Source organism: Actinomyces sp. SKVG-SVH-4(1) (genome assembly GCF_048514265.1).
GTDB lineage: Bacteria > Actinomycetota > Actinomycetes > Actinomycetales > Actinomycetaceae > Actinomyces > Actinomyces oris.
In genome coordinates this window covers 1-19,292 of record NZ_JBGEVE010000011.1, presented here as the reverse complement: position 1 = coordinate 19,292, position 19,292 = coordinate 1, and the positions used below count along the sequence as shown (strand labels likewise).

Here is a 19,292-nt window from a genome sequence, read left to right as displayed (position 1 = left end):
TGAGGTCCTACGGCCCCAGCAGGGCGGCGGGCACGACGGCGATCCCGTCCTCGTCCCGGTAGGCCAGACGGCCGGTGGTCACCAGGACTGCGTCCGCGAGCCTCGGCCCGATCTTCTTGCGCAGCCAGCGCAGGTGCTTGGTGTCCTCCGGCTTTGGGGTGGCCCTCGCCTTGATCTCGAAGGCGACGACCCGACGGTCGGCTCCTTCGAGGATGATGTCGATCTCCTGGAGCCCGCCTTTGGTGCGCAGGTGGAAGACCCGGGCGCTGAGGACCTCTGCGTAGACCTGAAGACTCTGAATCACCAGGGACTCGAATAGTGAGCCGAGTACTCGGGGGCGGCGTGGGGTGCCCCGAGGGCTGGTGAGGATCGGGTGTCCGACCCCGAGCACCTCGGAGGGGCCGTATCCGAGAAGGCGAGCGGCCAGGGCCGGGTCGCACAGCTGGTGCTTGTCGGTCAGGTTGTTGCGGGAGAACTCGTTCTCGCTGGGGCTCCAGCCCGGAACCGGGTCCAGGAGCCACATCCCGCTGAGATGGTCTCGGTAGGAGCGTGCTGTCGCCAAGCCCATGTCGGTGCTCAGGGGTCTGGTCGCCAGCTCGGCGATGGAGGTGAAGCTCGCCGTTGTGGCCACCGCGCTTGCGTAGGCCGTCAGCCACTCCCTCACGGTTCGTGAACGTCGCCTGCCGCCCGTCGCTTCCGGTAGATCATGTCGGAGTGTTTGCTCGATGTATCCGTCCAGCTGGGCCTTGCGCCCTAAAGGCGGCTGCTCCCTGATGGCGGGGAAGCCCGAGCGGCAGATCTCATCGACGTACTGGTCGATCGTGACACTCGTGTACCCCTCGATCGGGGTCAGGGCGGAGGGGTCCTGAGTGCCGAGGCCACTGCCTAACAGGCGCCCCACCGAGACCGTTGGGGTCTCGATCGCGCGCTCGGCCAGGCTGAAGGGACGCATCCTCAGAGTGATGATCCGTCCTGCGCCGGTGTGGGTGGGTGCCTGGGACGGTGTGGAGGACCCAGTGAGCAGAAAACGGCCGGGAGAGGGATCGTCGTCGACGGCGCGACGTACCCGGTCCCACAGCTCGGGCATGCGTTGCCACTCGTCGATGACGAGAGGACTGGGAAGAGCGGTGAAGCGCGATCCGATGGCGGCGAGCTGGGCGCGTTCATCAGGATCGTCAACGGCAATGAAGGTAGTGCCGTGGGCCCTGGCGGTGCGGGTCTTCCCGACGGCGCGGGCTCCCTCGACGCTGACCGCCGGGACCGACCGCAGCAGCTCCTCGAGGCGCTGGTCCATGAGACGCGGCTGGTAGGTGGTCATGAACTGATCGTAAGGGCCACTTTGTGCTGCCGTACAGCCAAAAGAGTGGGTCTGTGGATAACTCTGGGGTCCGGGAGCTGCGGGTGACGATCAGATCGGTCGTGCCTTCATCGACTATTTGGTCAAGAGTTAATGATCGGTTTGGTCAAGTTCGATGTTGACCGCAGTGCCCCTCTGGACCCTCGGCGCAGCAGCGGGCAGTGACAGGGGGGCTCACCAAGTATAAGATGAGTCTCATCATCGCCGTGCCTCTCATGGGACGCATCGGCTCCACAGCTGGTGGAGGTAGCGGATTATCAATGGTCCGCACGGAAGTGCTGGCGATGCTGCCCCAGGGGACTGGGGGTTGAACTTATCTATGGTTAGAACAAGTTCTCAGGAGTGTTGATGTGAGCGGCCTGGACTTCACAGACCTCTTCCGCGAGATCACTGGGCATGAGCCCAGGGACTACCAGGTGCGCCTGGCCGAGCGACTTGCCCAGGGAGAGCCGCCGTCCCACCTCAGCGTCCCGACCGGGATGGGCAAGACCCTCGCGGTCCTCATCGGATGGTTGTACGCGCTGGCCCAGGATGCCGAGCAGGTAAGCCGACGTCATCGGAGGCGGGTGGTCCCCCTGAGACTGCATCTCGTTGTCGACCGGCGCGCCGTCGTCGATGACTCCTTCGAGGCGGCGCAAAGGATTAGGAAGGCGCTCGGAGAAGGTACGGGTGATCGGTCGACGGTGAGATATGTGGCCGAGGTGCTGCGCTCGGCTTTCGCGATCCCTGCTGCGGCGGAGGTGCTCGAGGTGCGTCGCCTGCGCGGCGGGCTCGCTGATGCTGATCGGGACCTGACGGAGCACACGCGCTACCCCTCGCGCCCAGCCATCATCGTGGGAACACTCGACATGACCGTGTCCCGTCTGCTGTTCCGCGGCTACCAGCTCTCGCCCTACCGCCGCAGCATCGATGCGGCGCTGACGGGGATGGATGCGTTCTGGGTCCTCGACGAGGCGCACATCTCCGAGCAGGCCCTGACTACCTTGTTCGTGCTCCGCAGCGAGGAGAGCAGGCTCGAGGATCGTTGTGGTGGCAGCGTCCCGGGCCTGCAGGTCATGCCGATGACGGCGACACCCATGACGCTTCCCACCCTCCGCCGGGGGACCGGCCAGGAGCCGACTCCCGGTCTCAGTCTGGACTGGGAGGAGGAGTGCCGCCTGGATCCGCAACTGGCTGCGCGGCGGGCGCTTCGTGACGGTGTCCCGGTGGATGTTCACTGCGTGGAAGGCAAAGCGGCAGTCGCTCTCACGGAGCAGGCATGTAGCCGTGCGAAGGAGCTGAGCCGGGGAGAGTCGCTGGTCGTCTTCTGCAACACCCTGGACACCGTCAAGAGGGTCGTGGCCGGGTTGAAGAAGCAGGCCCGAAGGCTGAAGGATCAGGCTCCTCACGTGGACGTCATGGTCGGCGGGATGCCTGCTCGCCGTAGCGAGCACGCCGTGGAAGGACTCTCCCCTTATCGGACGGGGGCCGAGGGCCGTCAGGACGCGCAGGCCACCGTTGTGGTGGCCACATCGACTCTGGAGGTTGGTGCCGACCTCGACTTCACCCACCTCCTGACGGAGAGCTGTCAGGCGGGCTCCCTGGTGCAGCGCCTGGGACGGGTCAACCGGGTCGGTGCCCGCTCTGACGGCAGCGTGACCATCGTTCACTCCACCACGAGTAGGGACCCGATCCACGGTGCGGCCGCAGACGCCGTCGTCGAGCTGATCGGCGGAGCCACCACCCTCGGTGAGGTGGTGAAGCGGCTCGACGACGCTGATGGGCGGGAGGAGCTGGTGAACGCGGATCAGGTTCCGGTCGTCATCCCTCCGAATGTCTTCGCCGCCTATCTGCGCACCCTGGGGTCCCGCAACGACGCCCCGGTCCACCCGTGGATCCGGCCGCTGGCCGATCCACGGCCGGACACATTCATCGTCTTCCGTAAGAGTGTGGGAGACCTCGCCGGTGTCAGTTCCGATGCCCTCCAGGAGGACCTGACTCGTTGGCGGCCCGATCTTCGAGCCGAGGCCTGGAGCATCCCGCTGAACGATGCTCGGGAGGTAGCGAAGCAGGCGGTGAAAACGCAGCCCCTCGTCATCATCGATCCGACGTCGCAGGAGTCGAGCGTCCTTGAGGCCGGGGACTCTCTTCCCGATCTGGTTCCCGGTCAGATCCTCGTCTTGGCGCCGAGTGACGGCAGCAACCCCTATGGGCTGGAGAACGCCGGCCGTGACTACTCCGGGCAGCACGTCATGCCCGGCGCCACGGCTGAGGAGGTGTCCAAGGAGCTGGTGTCCCTCGCGACGGGGACGGACCGGGGAATGATCCGGAGGGAGGAGGTCATCCTCACGGACCTGTCCGGGGGTGACCTGCGAACTGACGACCCGTACGCCGACCTCCTGGAAGAGGCGGCCCTGCTCGCAGTGCCACCGGGCGGGCAGATCGTCGACGACGTCCTTGGCGCCGACAGTGGTCACCCGTGGCTCCGCCTGCGGCTCGTGGAGTCCGCCACCGAAGGTCCCGCGAGCACCGAGGATGACGCCGACGAGCGCACCCTGTGCGGCCACGGAGACCGGGTGGGTGAGCGTGCAGGACAGTGGGCCCGAGCCATCGGCCTGCCCGAGAACCTGGTGGAGGACCTCGTCACAGCCGGGTGTCACCATGATGATGGCAAGGATGATCCCAGGATGCAGGCCGCCCTGGGCGCAGCCGTGGATGAGAGCGGCTTCCTCGTCCTGGAGGAACCGGTTCAGCGGAAGCATCGAAGGCAGCTGAGCAAGTCTCGGCTCCCTCGCAGGTACTGGAACCGCTCCATGCGCATGGCCGGCGTTCCTTCCGGCTGGAGGCACGAAGCGGCCTCAGCGGATCTCCTCAAGGAGCAGCTGGAAAAGGGTGAGCAGACGGCGCACGATCCTGACCTGGTGATGCATCTGGTTCTCAGTCACCACGGCCGCTTCCGAGGCCCAGGACCAGTGTGCTTGCCCGAGCACGGACCAGCTCCACGGCATCAGGACCCGTGTGGCTCTTCTTGGGCTGAGGCGATGAATCGTTTCCACCGTCTCAATGATCGCTACGGTCCCTACACCCTGGCGCTGATCGAGACGATCCTGCGCCTGGCTGACTGGGACGTCTCGCAAGAACTGGAGCAGAACCATGAGTAGCGTGCAATGCCCTGATGGGGCTGCCGAGTACCGCCTGACTGCGCTGCCGGGAAATCGTGCAGCCTATGTCCTGGCTACGTGGGGACTGGTGTCGCTACTGCCGGGGGCGACGCTCCGCTTCGAGGGGGAGGCAGTTCCCGTCGTCGGCTATGGCGGGGATACGGATGAGCTGGTGAATGTGGCCGCTCGTGGCCTGGTGGAGCGGACCTGGGGCCTCGGGGAGCGTGGGTTGCGCGGCATCACCACGACGACGCCCGCGCGATCTGCGGTCAACGTCCTGTCACATGCCGGCTGGCAGGCCGCCGACAAGACGAGCGACCTCAGCGCATGTGGGCCGGTAGCCGTCTTCGATGCGTCAGCGACGTCAGCCGAGCGGTTGAAGAGTACTGGCATGCACGATCTCCAGGTCCGCTCCTCGGCGTTGACCTTGCTCAGCGGTAAGAGCCATACCGCCAAATCGGTGCAGGACACCTGGAGGCTGATGGGGGCGTCACTGACCACTGCCGACGATGCCGTCGCTACGGGGGCGGCACACCTTGACCGACTGGTGCACGGCGACCTTGCCGTTGCTCGGGCCAAGCCGGGGCTGCGCTTCTCCGCCAGTCAGGCGACCCCGCGTATCACCAGTGGATCGGAGGAGTGCGACGTGTACCCGCTCGTGGATCTCCTGGCCTTCTGCGGTCACCTGCTCCTCCAGCCGCAGCAGCGCGAGATGGCGCGAAAAAGTCCGGCCAAGGCCCTCACGTGGGTGCTGAATCCGGTTCCCTTCACGATGGAGGCAATCATCGATCTGCACGAGTCCCCGCCGCCTGACCTGCCGTGGCGCCGGTGGACATCCCTCATTCGCGGCACCGGTTCCACGGCCAAAGTGACATCGTTCGGGCCCGCCCGCCCCGGGGCATGAGAGAGAAAGAGGTGACAACAACCCATGCCTGATCAGATCGCAGTCCTCCCGCTGGCGAAGGCGCTATCGGACCTGGAGACACCTGATGCGGTCCATCGTCTCGCCATGTCGTACTTGCCCGATCTCAGAGGCGCTTCGCGGTCGATTCGCGCAGACCTCGGTGTCCTGTACCGCCTGGCTCTACCAACCGAGTACGGCGGGCAGAAGGGCTCCCTGGTCATCAGATTCCGGGCCGATCTCGATCTGCCCGGAACACAGGCCATCGAGGCGCCGTCAGGGTTTGCCGTCGGTCAGCGCTTCACTGTTCGAGTGGTGGCAGAGAAACGCCATGCTGACGAATCGGGAAGGAATCGTGTCCGCGCCGTCCTCGACGAAGAAGCTGACGGATGGGCCACCGATTTGCTGGAGCGCCATGGTCTGGGGGTCAGTGAGCTGGCGGTCTCACCGAGGTGGTTCGTGGGCAGGCGAGGCGGACGCTCCTTCACCCTCCGGGACCTCACCGGCACGGTGAGCAGTATCAGTGAGGCTGGAACATCCGCCTACCACCAGGGCATCGGGAGGGGGAAGGCCTACGGCTACGGAATGCCCCTGGTGTTGTGAGGACGCGGATGAAAGCTGTGCTCGGCCAGCATGACCATAGATATGCGGATAAGGAGATTGAACGATGACGACGGCCCAGGAATTTCGCTCCACCATCGGTGCTCTCATGGAGGACAGTGCGGTGGCTGGAATTAGCGTGGCCAGCAAATATGATTCATTGGCGGGAATGACTGTGACACCTCCGGCGGGCACGATCCGTCAGGAGGGAGAGGTTGTCGGAGTCTTTGAAACCTTCGACGGTAAGAAGGCGGCCACAATTGATAGCTGGGGCTCTCAGGCCTCGCGGTGCGAGGCACTTCTGGCCAGTCGCTTCAGAGGAGGAACCTCCACTCTCGCTGAGGTGCTGGGGTTCCCCCTGGTGGTCCTCGTCGACGAGGAAGGAGAGGTGCTGACCACCTCCGTGGAGCTCTCGCACCGGCAAGCCGACGCCACCTGGAGGCTCATACGAGGTGAGCTCGCCGACAAGGGCGTCGATTTTGAGGGGATCCAGAATGCCACCCGCTCCCAGCCGGATGCCCTGCTTACTGGATTCCCCACAGCGATCCCCTTCGGATGGTGGCACTCGCAGACGAAGCGCTCCCAGAAGGCTGCTGACAAAGCCAACCAGGGAGGAAATAAAGAGGGGGGTAAGAATGCCCGCGAGCTGAATGCGACGCGAGATGAATATCTCGGTTACTACGTCATGAACCCTGCGGAGTCGCGTTCTGCGAGGTTGTTCACATCGGAGATTATCGCGACCGGAGTGTCTGAGCGCCGTCGTATGGCCGCGAAAACAGACCCGCTTTTCGCGGCAGTGGGTAAAGAAGTGACGATTCAGGGAGTGAAGCTGTCCAATTTAGGGCTGGGGTCGATGCCTCCTGCAAAGGTCGCTAAGGCTCCTTCTGACCTCACTTATGAACTCATCAAGGGGAAGGCTTTCTTCTCCCTCGCGGGGTTGAGGACATTCGCCTTCTCTCGCCCGGAGCCTGCACGAGCGCTGGTGGTCAGTCTGACCCTGCTGCTGTACCGACTGCTTCAGGAACGGCTGGACCTGCGAGCAGGGGCGGAACTGCGCCTGCGCGAGCCGGGCCTTGAAGTCAAGGTTGAGAGGCACGGAGCACCCTCTGAGCCCCTCGCACTGCCGGAGGTCGACGAGCTGGTGGACCTCGTGCGTGACCTGGGCCAGGAGATCGGTTGGAACGGCGCCACCACGGTCACGATCACCCACGGCTCCCCGCTGGGAAAGATCATCCTGGACGTCGACGGGCGCAAAACTGACGGACGCAGCGATGAGTGATCTGACCATCACGGCCTCGTTCCCCCTCGGAGAGTTCAACGCGCACGACGGAGAGGGGTGCGCCGAATGGCCGCCGGCTCCAGCGCGCGTACTGGCCGCGATGCTGTCTGCCGCCCATGGCCTCGGAGAAGGCGTTTCCGAGGTCGAGGTTCTCTTCCGATGCCTTCCTCCACGAATCACCGCCCCTCCGGCTGGTGAGCGTCGGATCGGTTACCGGCGGTGGGTTCCCGTTAACAATGAGCTGAAGATGGACAAGAACGGTTCGCCGACCGGGATTGTCGACCGAAACGACCGCCTCCTGGAGAAGCAGGCGAAAGATCCCGAGTGCGGCATGATGGTCGGCACCGGTCCGAGCGACGTCGTGCGTTGGACCTTCGCCGCCGATGGCCCGGTCGATCTGGCCGTTCTGCAGAAGGTGGCGCGGTCCGTGGAGTACCTCGGGCGTCCGACCTCACCCGTGCTGCTCGACGTCGTCGACGGTGCTGGTGAGGTGCCACCTGGTCATTTCTGTTGGGAACCGGACCCGACGGGCTGGATTCGGCTGCGGGTGGGGACGGAAGGACTCCTGGCTGCTTTGGACGCCCGAGAGGAGGAGCGGCGCCGCAGCACCGTGACGGGGACGCATCCGTATATGAGCGTGCGACCCACCTATCTTTATCGGTTCATGGGTGGGAGGTCGGGTGACGGGGCTGCGCCTGATACTCGGGAGCTGCTGCGCACGTGCTCGCTCTACCGAATGCCCCACAGTGGGAGACAAGGGGCAGTTCTGGTGCATGCCGTCGACGCTGCTCTCGTCATGGAGCAGCTGCGAGACTCCCTTGGGGAGGCGGGCTGGATGCTGCCACTCATCGGCGGGCTGGGTCGCCGTCACCTGCCCGTCCTGCGGGGGGTGCTCGTGGCCGGGGGTTCTCGGCTGCCCTCCGTGGGACTCGCGGTGAGGACGGGGGTGGTTGAGGCCAAACTCGCCGAGACCAGGACGATGGCTTCTCTGCCTCGAGTTCTGCGGGCCGCTACGGCTCCTTCGTTACGGTGGACCACCGTTGTGCCGACGGCGGAGGAGCCTGAACACATTGTGTCCTTGTTGGAGGAATGCGCTTCGGGGCTCGGTTGCAGACTCGTTGCGGCTGAGCGTCACTCCGACTCACGAAGCGACGGAGGTATCGATGTGCAGGAGGACAACGGGCGCTGGCACGTCTCGGTCACCTTCGACGCGAAGGTGCCCGGGCCGGTGGTCTTCGACGGTGCGCTCATGGTTCCCCTGGGCGCCACCACCTTGGCAGTGAACCCACGGCGACCTCGAGCCGACTAACATCGCAGGTCAGCAGGTCAGCAGGTCAGCAGGTCAGCAGGTCAGCCCCGCGTATGCGGGGGTAGAGGGGCGGTGAGCTTCGAGCCGTCGGAGAGGAGGAAGTTAGCCCCGCGTATGTGGGGGTAGAGGCTAGCCAGCGAGCGAGGAGGTACCCATGAGATCAGCAGTCAGCCCCGCACACGCGGGGGTAGAGGCGTCGCCACCACCACCCACAAGGCCAGCGAGTTGCCGGCCCTGCGCATGCGGGGTAGAGGCAGGTTGCGCAGCACCATCACGAACAGCAGCACGTCGTCCCCGCGTATGCGGGGGTAGAGGGGAGTTCGTCGCCGAGGCGATCACGACGCGGCGTCCGGTCTCAGTCGTGGTGTTCCTTCCCGAGAGGCTTACCCTGACCAGGAGGGCGGGGATTGAAGATGCTTGGTTCATTTTCAACCCCCGCCGTCTCTCACTTCCGGTGCTTGCCGTTACCGTCCGGCGGCCAGGTGAGCCGCAGTGCGTCAGCCCCGCGTATGCGGGGGTTCACACGGACCTGCGGCTGACGTTGTCTTGGAGTGGGATCCGGTGAGGGCGCCCGGCCCCGGGTGGGGCCGGGTCCCCGTCGGGATCCCTTCGGTGGCCCAGCGCCCTACTTGGTGGGGGTGCGGCCCAGGGTGAGGTAGCCGGGCAGCGTCTGGTCCTGGCCGGCGCTGGAGAAGCGCAGCGGCTGACCCGAGTCCAGCGGGTTGACCACGCGCACCAGGATCGTGTTCTGTCCGTCCGGGTCCGCCGGGAGCTGCCCGGAGAAGGTCTGGGACTTGCCGACCGCGACCTTGCGCAGGTCGCCGCTGAGCGTGGTGCGCCCGACCTCCATGCCGTTGGAGGTGTTGATGGCCACCGCCTCCACGTTCCAGTTGTAGTAGAAGGGCGCCACCCCGTTGTTGGCGATCTGCACCTCGACCTTGCCGTTGCGCATCCGCCAGCGCGCCACCGCCAGGTCGTAGCCGGTCTCGGCGGAGGCCTGCACGGTCCGCTCGCGCTCGGAGCCGTTGAGGGTCGTGGTGAAGGCCCAGTTGTCCACCAGCCAGCTCGCGTGCGTGGCCTTGATGGAGGCGTTGATGTCCACCGTTCCTCCGTTGGAGCCCGAGGCCATGCAGCTGCCCGGGTTGCGCACGGAGCACTCCTGGATGCCCGGGTAGATCTCGCCGCCGATCGGATGCTGCTGCCAGGCCTGGTCCGCCTTGGCCTCCTTCAGCTTCGGCAGGAAGTGCCAGTCGGCGGTGTCCATCGTCGCGTAGCCGAAGGAGTCATCGTGGTAGCCGACCCCGTGCTTGACCGTCTCCGCGGACGGGTAGCGCGCCAGCGTCGGCGTCACCTGGAAGGCGCTGTCCCAGGTGTCAACGAGGGTGTTCTGGTTCGCCGCCGACGGCATCCAGTTCTCGCCGGAGGGGTTCTCGCCGGAGACCTTGCCGTTCATCGGGTAGGTGTGCCCCTCGCCCCAGAAGCCCACCAGGCCGTGGGTGATGAAGGCCAGGCGCGAGTCGCCGTCGTACTGCTGGCCCAGGGCCGAGATGAAGCCGGTGAGCATCGACATCATCTCGGGGTCGTTGTAGTCCGGCGCCAGCGACTGGCCCGGCGCGTTGCCGTGGAACGTGTAGTCGTGGGTCGGCACCGCGTGGGAGCTCAGCAGGTAGGCTGGGATGCCGCTGGGGCGCCCGGGGTAGTCGACGTAGAAGCGCAGCACCGCCTGGTGTCCGCGCGAGGCGATGGCATTGAGGTGCGCATCGAGCCTGTCCCACGAGTACGAGCCGGGCCCGGCGACGACGTCGCTGACCGGCAGCGTCAGCCACTCCATCGTGTGGGGCGGGGCGTTCTCCTGCAGCGCCGGTGAGTGGGAGGCGTCCGCCGGCGCGAAGGGCATCATGCCCTTGAGCGGGTTGGCCTCCGGCGTGGCCGCCGCGGAGACCTCGATCCAGGCCCGGTTGCAGTTGCAGGCCCGGAACCCGGTGGCCAGGGACACCACGGCGACGAGCGCCATGAGGATGGCGCCCAAGCGCGGCTTGCGCCCCCTGCGGAGCCGGTCGAGCACCTGGTGTCCCAGGGAGGGCGTGCGATCGGAACCTGGGCCGTGCGATTGCTGCGCGGCCGCCGACGTGGAGCCGGAAGCTGCTGCAGAAGTGGTCTCGTCGTGCTGTGAATCGATCATAAAAACTTGTCAGGTAGGGACTTGGGCGTGGGTAAACCCTACCGGCCAGTTGAGCGGTCCACCTGTGCTATCGCTGACAACGTGCTCGGTTGACGGGGTGAAGGGCCTGTGCCACCCGTACTTTTGGAGGACATGAGAATTTCGTGTTGTGCCGCGTTCCGGCCGCATGCCGGCCGCATGCCGGCAGCGGTCCGGCTGCGTTCCGACGTCGGCGGGCGACGCCATGCGGGACGACATTGCCGCCGCGCGCATAAGCGGCCATGATGACTCCGTGCGCGTTTTCAATTTCTCCGCCGGTCCCGCCCAGCTCCCCCTGCCCGTCCTCGAGCAGGCCGCCTCCGAGCTCACCAGCTGGGGCGGATCGGGAATGTCCGTCCTGGAGGTCTCCCACCGCGGAGCCGACTTCGTGGCTTGCGCGGCCGACGCCGAGGCCACCCTGCGCCGCCTCCTGTCCGTCCCCGACAACTACCGCGTGCTCTTCCTCCAGGGCGGGGCCAGCGCCCAGTTCGCCGGCATCCCCCTCAACCTGACCGCCCCCGGCGACACGGTCGCCTACCTCAACACCGGCCAGTGGTCCGCCAAGGCCATCAAGCAGGCCGGCGCTTACGAGCTCGACGTCGTCGTGCCCGCCGACGAGGCCGCCTCCTCCTACACGACCACCCCCGAGCCCGGTTCCTTCACGGTGCCCGAGGCGGCCCGCTACCTGCACTACACGCCCAACGAGACCATCGGCGGCGTCGAGTTCGACTACGTGCCCGAGGCCGGCGAGGTCCCGCTGGTGGCCGACTTCTCCTCCACGATCCTCTCCCGGCCCATTGACGTTTCCCGCTACGGCCTCATCTACGCCGGGGCTCAGAAGAACATGGGGCCCTCGGGCCTGGCCGTCGTCATCGTGCGCGAGGACCTGCTGGGGCGGGCTCGCCCGGTGACCCCCACCGTCCTGGACTACCAGAAGATGGCCGACGCCGACTCCATGCTCAACACGCCCCCCACCTTCGCCATCTACCTGCTGGGGCTCATCGGCCACTGGATCGAGGACGGCGGCGGCCTGGAGGCGATGGCCGAGCGCAACCGCGCCAAGGCCGAGCTCCTCTACGGCTACATCGACTCCTCCGACTTCTACGCCAACCCCGTTCAGGAGCGCTCGCGGTCCTGGATGAACGTGCCCTTCACCCTGGCCGACCCCGCCCGCGACGCCGACTTCCTGGCCGGCGCCGAGGCCGCCGGGCTCACCAACCTCAAGGGGCACCGCTCCGTGGGCGGCATGCGCGCCTCCATCTACAACGCCATGCCGATCGAGGGCGTGCGCGCCCTCATCGACTACATGACCGACTTCGCCGCCCGGGCCTGAGCGCCCGCCGGCTCGCCATCCCGGCCGTCTCGCCTGGCCTGTGGGCCCGACCGGTTTGTGGGCCGGCCATCGGCCCGTGGGCTCGACCACCTGTCCGCCACGACCTTCCCCCACCCGGACCGCTCTGCAGAAAGTACTTCCGTGACCACCAGCAGCGTTGACCACAAGTTCCGTATCCGCACCCTCAACGCCATCTCCGGGGCCGGCCTGTCCCGCCTGCCCGACGAGCTCTACGAGGTCGGCGGCTCCGTGGAGGAGCCCGATGCCCTCCTGGTGCGCTCGGCCAAGCTCCACGACACCCCCATCGAGGAGTCGGTCCTGGCGGTGGCCCGCGCCGGCGCCGGCACGAACAACATCCCGGTCGAGGCGCTCACCGAGCGCGGTGTGCCCGTATTCAACACCCCCGGCGCCAACGCCAACGCCGTCAAGGAGCTGGTCCTGGCGGGACTGTTCATCGCCTCGCGCAACCTCATCCCGGCAGCCCGCTTCGCCCACACCCTCGAGGGCGACGACGCCGAGATCGCCAAGGCCGTCGAGGCCGGCAAGAAGCAGTTCGTCGGATTCGAGCTGCCCGGCCGCACGCTCGGCGTCATCGGCCTGGGGGCCATCGGTGTGCAGGTGGCCAACGCCGCCCTGGGGCTGGGGCTCAACGTCGTCGGCTTCGACCCGGGAATCTCCGTGGAGCACGCCTGGCACCTGAGCGCCGAGGTCGAGCGGGCCGACTCCATGGAGGAGGTCTTCCGCCGCGCCGACATCCTCACCGTTCACGTGCCGCTCATCCCCGCCACCCGCGGACTGGTGAGCACCCAGCGCCTGGCCCTCATGAAGGAGACCGCGGTGCTGCTCAACTTCGCGCGCGCCGAGATCGTTGACACTGACGCCGTCGTGGCGGCCCTCGACGAGGGCACGCTGCGCGGCTACGTGTGCGACTTCCCCTCCACGCAGGTCCACAAGCACCCCAAGTGCATCTCCCTGCCCCACCTGGGCGCCTCCACCAAGGAGGCCGAGCGTAACTGCGCCATCATGGCCGCCGACTCCCTGCGCGGCTTCCTCGAGGACGGGCAGGTCCACAACTCGGTCAACTTCCCCGAGGCCGTCATGGCGCGCCAGGAGGGCACGCACCGGCTCGTCATCGTCAACCGCAACGTGCCCAACATGGTCGGCCAGGTCTCCACGATCGTGGCCCAGCACGGGCAGAACATCGCCAACCTGCTCAACAAGTCCCGCGGCGAGCTGGCGGTGACGTTGGTCGACGTCGAGGGCGAGATCGAGCCCAAGGTCCTGGAGGAGCTGCGCGCGATCGACGGCGTGCTGTCGGCGCGCGGCATCTGAGCCGACGCCCCGCGCTGCTGGGACCCCGCGCGGCCGGTGACGTCTCGCGCGTGCGGGGACATTTCTGTGCGGTCGGGGACAGGTGACGCATTCGGGGACGGGATTGCTGTCCCCGACGGCGTCGAATGCCCCTAACTGGAACGAGACGCACCCGGCCGCGTGGAATGTCCCCGCCGTGACGACGTCCTGTCAGACGTCCGCGGGAGCCTGCCGGCGCCCGAGTCCTTCGGCCACCTCATCCATGAGGTCCAGGACGTCCTGAGCCCTCCAGGCTCGGCGACCCCGGGAGACCTGGTAGCCCCGAACGACGCCGGCGTTCTCCAAGCGCTCCAGCGCGCGCCGCGCCGCCTGCTCCGACACTCCCACCGCAGCGGCCGCCCCGCGAACATCCGTCACCGGCTGGGAGACAAGATGACGTACGAGGTCGCGGTCGGGGGTCCCGGCACGGGAGGACACACGATCCTGCATCTGCCTGTGCACGTCGTCGAGCTCCCGGCCCGCCCAGGCCCCGAGCTCCGCGGCGCGCTGCGCCGCATCGATGAACAGTTCGACCACCGCCAGCGGCGCCCCCGCTCGGTACTTGTCCAGGGCTCGGAAGTAGGTCCCCACATCGGTCAGGAGGATCGCCGACAGCGGCAGCGGCGCGTTGAGGGACAGCCCTTCCCCCGACAGGACGACGTGAATCAGCGCCCGCCCGGTGCGGCCGTTGCCATCTGCGAAAGGATGGATCGTCTCCAGCTGGGCGTGCGCCAGCGCCGCCTTGGTCAAGGGCGGCAGATCTGAGCGCCGCAAGAAGGAGAGCAGATCCTCCACTGCGCTCGGCACCCGTTCATAGTGAGGAGGGACGAACATGGCGCCTGCCGGGGACAGGTCCGAGCCACCGATCCATACCGGCTCTTGCCGGAGACGGCCTGCGATGGTCGGGGCAGAGTCCCCCAGCAGGGCCTGATGCATGGACAGCAGGGAGCCGAGGCCCAGAGGCCAGGGTGCTCCGGTGGCCGTCTCCATCGCCCGGGTGTTGGCCACGATGAGGGCGGCGTTTCCACTGCTGCGGTCGCCGCCGAAGGTCTCCTCTTCCACGATGCGGCGTGCCGACGACGTCAGGCGCTCAATGCGCGAGGACGCACTCGACTCGCTGCGCAGAAGCAGGGCAGTGAACGGAAGCAGGGCGCAGGCCGCAGTCGCATCGAAGCGCGCTACCGCCGATACCGTAGCCGCTTCACGTGCCATGACCTCGGTGGGGAGCTCGACCGCGGCGTCGGCGATGTTCGGTACGACGGCCGAGTCGTAGGAGCGTGGCAGACGAGAGCGCTGCCGAGCGCTGAGGGCAGCACCGTCCCGGGGGCGCCAGGGCAAGGTCTCCCAGGTCACGCGCGGCCATGAGGAAGTGGCGGCTGCATGAACCATTTCTGACACCCCCGGACAATCTGTTGACAGTTCACCACCATAAGTGTCAACAGAATGTGTGTCGAGTCTTGTTCGTTCGACAGCTGGGGCACATCCCGCGCGTGCGGGGACATTCTCTTCCGGCCGGGGGCATGTCGCGCGTGCGGGGACGGGATTGCTGTCCCCGACGGCGTCGAATGCCCCCGGCTGGGACGAGACGCACCCGGCCGCGTGGAATGTCCCCGGCCGGTGGGGTCCGCACGTGCCAGATGCACCTGCGGACCCCGTGGGATGTCAGAGGTTGTTGATCCAGGCCCGGCGGTGCCCGAACAGCGAGAGTGTGGGCTTGTAGAGGAGCACGTACTGCCCTCCGGCCGACACGTCGGCATCGAAGCAGACATCGCCGCTGACCGAGCCACCCGCGATGAGCGTGGATGAGGACAGGTGGTTGCTCGACCCCAGGAAGCCGCTGTTGCTGATCGCCCCGGCCGGGTTCTGCAAGGTGAAGTCCAGGGCATTGACGTCCAGGGTGTTCTTGGAGCCGTTGGTGATCGTGATGGTCGAGCAGGCGGTGGGGCCCAGGGTGGCGTCACCCGCGGCCACAGGCGTGGCGCTGACCTTGATGCCGCCGTCGTCGATCGTGTCACCGGCGTTTCCGACGACGTCGTCGCTCTGCTTCCCGGGGAAGCTCAGTGCGGAGTCCGACTTCTCGGCATCCTTTGCCGGCTCCTGCTGCTGAGGGCTGGGTGCGGCTGCGGAGTCCTGGCCGGCGGTTGCTTGAGCGGGCGCGCTGGCCATCGACTGGATGGACGGCAGGGTGGCGGCGGTAGTGCTCGAGTTCCCCGAACCCCCACCACCGTTGAGTGCGGAGGCGATCATGCCGACGGCGATGAAGGCGCCGATACCGGTGAGGATCTTGTGCCGGGCGAACCAGGAGCGCTTCGGCTCGGGGGCGGGGAAGCCCATGCCTGCGGCCGGGGCGGGGAAGCCCGCGGCGGGGACACCGGCGGGTGAGGAAGGGACTGGGTTGACGGGGCTGGTCATGATGGGTCCTTCGAGATGCGGGAGGTGAGGCACTGAGCGGGATGCGGCAGTGCCCATCACGGTGTGTCGTCACCGGAGCTGACGGGATCAGCTGACGGGAACAACGATGGCCCCGGCCGTGCGGCGCGCACATCGACCGATGAGTCCGAGGCGGCCGTCCGAAAGGGCACTCATCGCGACTGTCCAAAAGGACGATGCCTCCCGTGCTGTAGCGCCCGAATCGTGTCCTATCGGGCGATCATGCGTGTCAGTGCCCGGTTCTACAGTGAGCACATGTCAGTCCCCACCTACCCGCCCACTCCTGGACCCGGCACCCCACCCGTGTCGGGCTGGAGCGGTAGCCCTGGGGGTGGTCGGACTGAGCTCACTGCGCCCGCCTTCGGGGCGCGGGCCCTGCCATACCCGCCGATCCCACCGGCCTACCCCTCCTATCCGAGATATCCGGGATATCCGGGGTACACGGGGTACGCGGGACTCTCCCCGCATCCCTCATACCCCGCTCCTTCCGCTGCTCCCGGTACTCCTGCGGCGTCGGACCCGCGCCTCCGCCCCCCGATGACTGCGGTTCCCTCCGCCCCTGTGCCGTACGCGCCTGTAAGACCGGCTCCGTCGTTTACACAGTCCCTGTCCCCGTCGCAACGCCATGCCCTGCGCGTCACCCTGACGATCCTGCGATCCCTGGGCCTGTTCGCCCTGTGCGCCATGGGGTTCCTCATTGCGCTGGGAACACGTTTCAACCATGAGCAGGTTCTCAAGGAGAGCCACCACCCAGTGCTCGAAGCCGCTGGAATCCTCACGGGGCTGGGGCTTCTCGTGGCGTTCTTCCTGCGCCGGCGCTGGCCGGTGCCAATCACGGTCGTCTCGGCGCTCGCGAGTGTTATCGCTGCCCTGGACACCACGGTGGGACTCATCGCCTTCACCACCGTGGTGCGCCGGTCCCGCTCCCTGCGCGACCCTGTCCCGTGGGCCACGGGCGCGCTGCTCGCCGTCGGCACCCTGACGGCGCTCTTCCGGGACGCGAGCTACGGGGCCACCGGGAGCTCGATGATCGGTGCCTTCAACTCATCCTCCCCTGACCCCCATGCCGTGACCCATGTGTCGGTGCTGCAGGTGCTGTTCCTCGCGGTGGTGGCCATGTCCCTGCCGGTCGGCGTCGGACTGTGGCTGCGCGCGCGTGACGGGGAGATGAAGGCACGACGCCGAGCCCGGGAGGCGGCCGACGCCTCAGCCCAGGCCGAGCGCACCGCCCAGGAGCAGACCCGGACCTCCAGCCGGTTGGCGGACACCGTCAGCCTGCAGGCTGAGCGTGAGCGGGTGGCTCGCGAGGTGCATGACGGACTCGGCCACCGCCTGTCGCTGCTCGCCCTCCACGCCGCCGCCCTGGAGCAGGGCGTCCTGGAGACGTCGGAGAGCTCGAATGCCCCAGAGGGCTCGCAGGCCCCGGACTCAGCCGGCGCCGTCGGCGAGGACGATCCGCGGGCCGCCGCCCAGCGCGTGCGACAGGAGGCCCAGGGCGCCATGCGGGACCTGCGTTCCCTGCTCGCCGTGCTGCGCGAGCCGGTGGGCGCGGTCGAGCCCGCCCCGCGCCTGGAGGACCTCAGAGAGGTGGTGGACGGGGTTCTTGCCGCCCGTCAGCCGCTGAGCTCCTCGATCTACCTCGACCGCGCTGCGCAGGCCGATGAGGTGCTCTCGCGCGCCGTCTACCGGATCGTCCAGGAGTCCCTGACCAACGCCCGCAAGCACTCGCCCGGTACGAGTGTGCAGCTGCGCGTCGAGGGCGGTCCGGACACCGGCATCGACATCACCTGCTCCAACCGGATCTCTCGGACCGAGCCGGAGGCTCAGGACCCCGAGTCCTATGAGGTGCCTCAGGCCTCGGGTGCTGGCCGAGGCGCAGCGTCAGAACCCGGAGTCGTCGTCGGTGACGCCCAGGGCGGCTCGGGCCTGCGCGGCATGGCCCAACGGGCGGCGATCTGCGGCGGTACGTTCCATGCCGGCCCCGACGGCCAGGGCAGGTTCGTCGTGAGCGCGCACCTGCCCTGGCGCTCGGCGGAGTCACCCCGCACCAGTCGCTGAGCGGCCGCCAACCAGTATCTGCACAGCCCGGTCGGGAGAAATCGGCCGGCGTGCAGCTCACGGGGCTGTACCATCCGGGGCCTGGGCCGTTGGGATGGTGATTGTGTCGGCGCACGCACCTAGGCTGGGCTCCGTGCCCGATCCCTCCGCCGCCCCGGCCTCCTGGTCCGCGTCCCCCGCACCGGCCCGCCCGGTCCGTGTCATCCTCGTCGACGACGACCCACTGACGCGCGCGGCCATCAAGCCGCTCCTGCGGCCCGGCCAGGACTACGTCGTCGTCGCTGAGGCCGGTGACGGCCGTGAGGCGATCGACGTGGTGGGCCGTATCGAGGCCGATATCGTGCTCATGGACCTGGGCATGCCCGTCATGGACGGGATCGAGGCCACCCGCCAGATCTGTGCCGCACCGCGCCACCCCCACGTCGTGGCGCTGACTACCTGGGACGTTGACGACGCCGTCGTGCGCGTCATTGAGGCCGGTGCTGTGGGGTACCTGCTCAAGTACTCCGCCTCCGAGGAGCTCCATGCCGGGCTGCGTCGGGTCATGGCGGGCGAGTCGGTGCTCTCACCGGGGGCGCTTGCCGAGCTGCTGCGATACGTGCGTTCCCAGCCGACGGCACCGGCGGCGGCGGCCTATGACCTTCGCTCGCAGGAGCGTCAGCACGCCGTGGCCCAGGCTCAGCAGGCGGCGGCGGGGCTCAGCCGGCGCGAGCTCGAGGTCATCGCCGCGGCCGCCGAGGGACTGACCACTGAGGAGATCGCGAACCGGCTGTACATCTCGGTCTCAACCGTCAAGGCCCACCTGCGCAGTGCGCAGGAGCGGGTCGGTGCCCGTAACCGGGTGCACCTGGCGGTCCTCGCCGAACGCGCCGGGCTGCTGGGATAGGGGTGAGCCACCCCGACCGGTGAGGGCCGGTGGCGAGAACCCGCCGGACTCGGGCACCCAGGGCCGCAGGCCTGATCCACTCCGCCCGGTCGTGGCGGCGAATCTGGGCGTCTCACCCTGGGGGCCGCCCCTTTCCCCGGCCTGGTCCCTTCTAGCGTCTGTGTGGGGTCCGGCGGTTGTGGTTTCGACGCCGGTTCCGGCCTGGGCCGTCTCCGGCGCGGTCTACTGCACGAGGGTGGGGATCTACTGCCCGGGGGCATCCTGCGCGTGCGGGGACGGGATTGCTGTCCCCGACGGCGTCGAACGCCCCCGCCCGGGACGACACGCCCCCGGCCGCGTGGAATGTCCCCTTCGGTGGCGGGGGCGTGTCAGGGTGGGGTCTGGTGGTGGATGCACCACTCGTGGGAGGGGTGTTTTGTGTCTGGTTCTGGGGTTGGTCAGGATGTGCG

13 protein-coding genes are annotated in these 19,292 nt (G+C 67.6%); 9 read left to right on the top strand and 4 right to left on the bottom strand.

Annotated features, from left to right (window positions below; translation table 11 throughout):
- Positions 1–7: 7 nt before the first annotated feature.
- On the bottom strand, positions 8–1,318 hold the full coding sequence (locus AB7V09_RS09740; protein ID WP_419143624.1) for an ATP-binding protein: 1,311 nt from the start codon (positions 1,316–1,318) through the stop codon (positions 8–10).
- Between the two features lie 389 nt (positions 1,319–1,707).
- Between AB7V09_RS09740 and cas3u the strand changes: the two genes are divergently transcribed.
- The 5 genes from cas3u to csb2 all read left to right on the top strand — a co-directional run bounded on the left by cas3u (position 1,708) and on the right by csb2 (position 8,586).
- Complete coding sequence (gene cas3u, locus AB7V09_RS09735; RefSeq protein WP_419143623.1) at positions 1,708–4,497, top strand: type I-U CRISPR-associated helicase/endonuclease Cas3; 2,790 nt, start codon at positions 1,708–1,710, stop codon at positions 4,495–4,497.
- Positions 4,490–5,401 carry a hypothetical protein gene (locus AB7V09_RS09730; RefSeq protein WP_419143622.1) on the top strand — a complete coding sequence of 304 codons (912 nt, stop codon included), beginning with the start codon at positions 4,490–4,492 and terminating at the stop codon, positions 5,399–5,401. The genes cas3u and AB7V09_RS09730 overlap by 8 nt, the downstream gene beginning before the upstream one ends.
- 24 nt (positions 5,402–5,425) lie before the next feature.
- Positions 5,426–6,001 carry a type I-E CRISPR-associated protein Cas6/Cse3/CasE gene (locus AB7V09_RS09725; RefSeq protein ID WP_419143621.1) on the top strand — a complete coding sequence of 192 codons (576 nt, stop codon included), beginning with the start codon at positions 5,426–5,428 and terminating at the stop codon, positions 5,999–6,001.
- Between the two features lie 64 nt (positions 6,002–6,065).
- The gene (cas7u, locus tag AB7V09_RS09720) at positions 6,066–7,277 is read left to right on the top strand and encodes a type I-U CRISPR-associated RAMP protein Csb1/Cas7u (RefSeq protein WP_419143620.1); all 1,212 of its coding nucleotides are present in this window, start codon (positions 6,066–6,068) and stop codon (positions 7,275–7,277) included.
- Positions 7,270–8,586 carry a type I-U CRISPR-associated protein Csb2 gene (gene csb2 / locus AB7V09_RS09715; RefSeq protein ID WP_419143619.1) on the top strand — a complete coding sequence of 439 codons (1,317 nt, stop codon included), beginning with the start codon at positions 7,270–7,272 and terminating at the stop codon, positions 8,584–8,586. Before cas7u ends, csb2 begins: the two co-directional genes overlap by 8 nt.
- Before the next feature lie 625 nt (positions 8,587–9,211).
- Here csb2 and AB7V09_RS09710 read toward each other — a convergent pair.
- Positions 9,212–10,768, bottom strand: coding sequence for a DUF4832 domain-containing protein (locus AB7V09_RS09710; RefSeq protein ID WP_419143618.1), 1,557 nt, complete (start codon positions 10,766–10,768; stop codon positions 9,212–9,214).
- A gap of 271 nt (positions 10,769–11,039) precedes the next feature.
- On the opposite strand from AB7V09_RS09710, the gene serC reads away from it, so the two are divergent.
- Both serC and AB7V09_RS09700 read left to right on the top strand, forming a co-directional pair.
- Positions 11,040–12,119: a 3-phosphoserine/phosphohydroxythreonine transaminase gene (gene serC, locus AB7V09_RS09705; RefSeq protein ID WP_003788576.1), complete on the top strand. Its 1,080-nt coding sequence runs from the start codon at positions 11,040–11,042 to the stop codon at positions 12,117–12,119.
- A gap of 141 nt (positions 12,120–12,260) precedes the next feature.
- Entirely contained in the window at positions 12,261–13,451 is a 1,191-nt protein-coding gene (locus tag AB7V09_RS09700; protein ID WP_009406788.1) for a phosphoglycerate dehydrogenase, read from the top strand.
- Between the two features lie 189 nt (positions 13,452–13,640).
- On the opposite strand, the gene AB7V09_RS09695 is transcribed toward AB7V09_RS09700, so the two are convergent.
- Positions 13,641–14,822 carry a Fic family protein gene (locus tag AB7V09_RS09695; protein ID WP_419143617.1) on the bottom strand — a complete coding sequence of 394 codons (1,182 nt, stop codon included), beginning with the start codon at positions 14,820–14,822 and terminating at the stop codon, positions 13,641–13,643.
- 309 nt (positions 14,823–15,131) lie between these two features.
- A complete protein-coding gene (locus tag AB7V09_RS09690; protein ID WP_419143616.1) occupies positions 15,132–15,881 on the bottom strand; it encodes a DUF4352 domain-containing protein in 750 nt (249 codons plus the stop codon).
- 579 nt (positions 15,882–16,460) lie between these two features.
- Here AB7V09_RS09690 and AB7V09_RS09685 point away from each other — a divergent pair.
- Both AB7V09_RS09685 and AB7V09_RS09680 read left to right on the top strand, forming a co-directional pair.
- Complete coding sequence (locus tag AB7V09_RS09685; RefSeq protein WP_419143615.1) at positions 16,461–17,957, top strand: histidine kinase; 1,497 nt, start codon at positions 16,461–16,463, stop codon at positions 17,955–17,957.
- Positions 17,958–18,090: 133 nt separating this feature from the next.
- Positions 18,091–18,843: a response regulator transcription factor gene (locus AB7V09_RS09680; protein ID WP_314156026.1), complete on the top strand. Its 753-nt coding sequence runs from the start codon at positions 18,091–18,093 to the stop codon at positions 18,841–18,843.
- Positions 18,844–19,292: the final 449 nt, after the last annotated feature.

Excerpts from the sequence above, each read along its gene's own strand:
- AB7V09_RS09740 (WP_419143624.1), bottom strand. The coding sequence starts at position 1,318 with ATGACCACCTACCAGCCGCGTCTCATGGACCAGCGCCTCGAGGAGCTG.
- AB7V09_RS09730 (WP_419143622.1), top strand. The coding sequence starts at position 4,490 with ATGAGTAGCGTGCAATGCCCTGATGGGGCTGCCGAGTACCGCCTGACT.
- AB7V09_RS09725 (WP_419143621.1), top strand. The coding sequence starts at position 5,426 with ATGCCTGATCAGATCGCAGTCCTCCCGCTGGCGAAGGCGCTATCGGAC.
- cas7u (WP_419143620.1), top strand. The coding sequence starts at position 6,066 with ATGACGACGGCCCAGGAATTTCGCTCCACCATCGGTGCTCTCATGGAG.
- csb2 (WP_419143619.1), top strand. The coding sequence starts at position 7,270 with ATGAGTGATCTGACCATCACGGCCTCGTTCCCCCTCGGAGAGTTCAAC.
- AB7V09_RS09710 (WP_419143618.1), bottom strand. The coding sequence starts at position 10,768 with ATGATCGATTCACAGCACGACGAGACCACTTCTGCAGCAGCTTCCGGC.
- AB7V09_RS09690 (WP_419143616.1), bottom strand. The coding sequence starts at position 15,881 with ATGACCAGCCCCGTCAACCCAGTCCCTTCCTCACCCGCCGGTGTCCCC.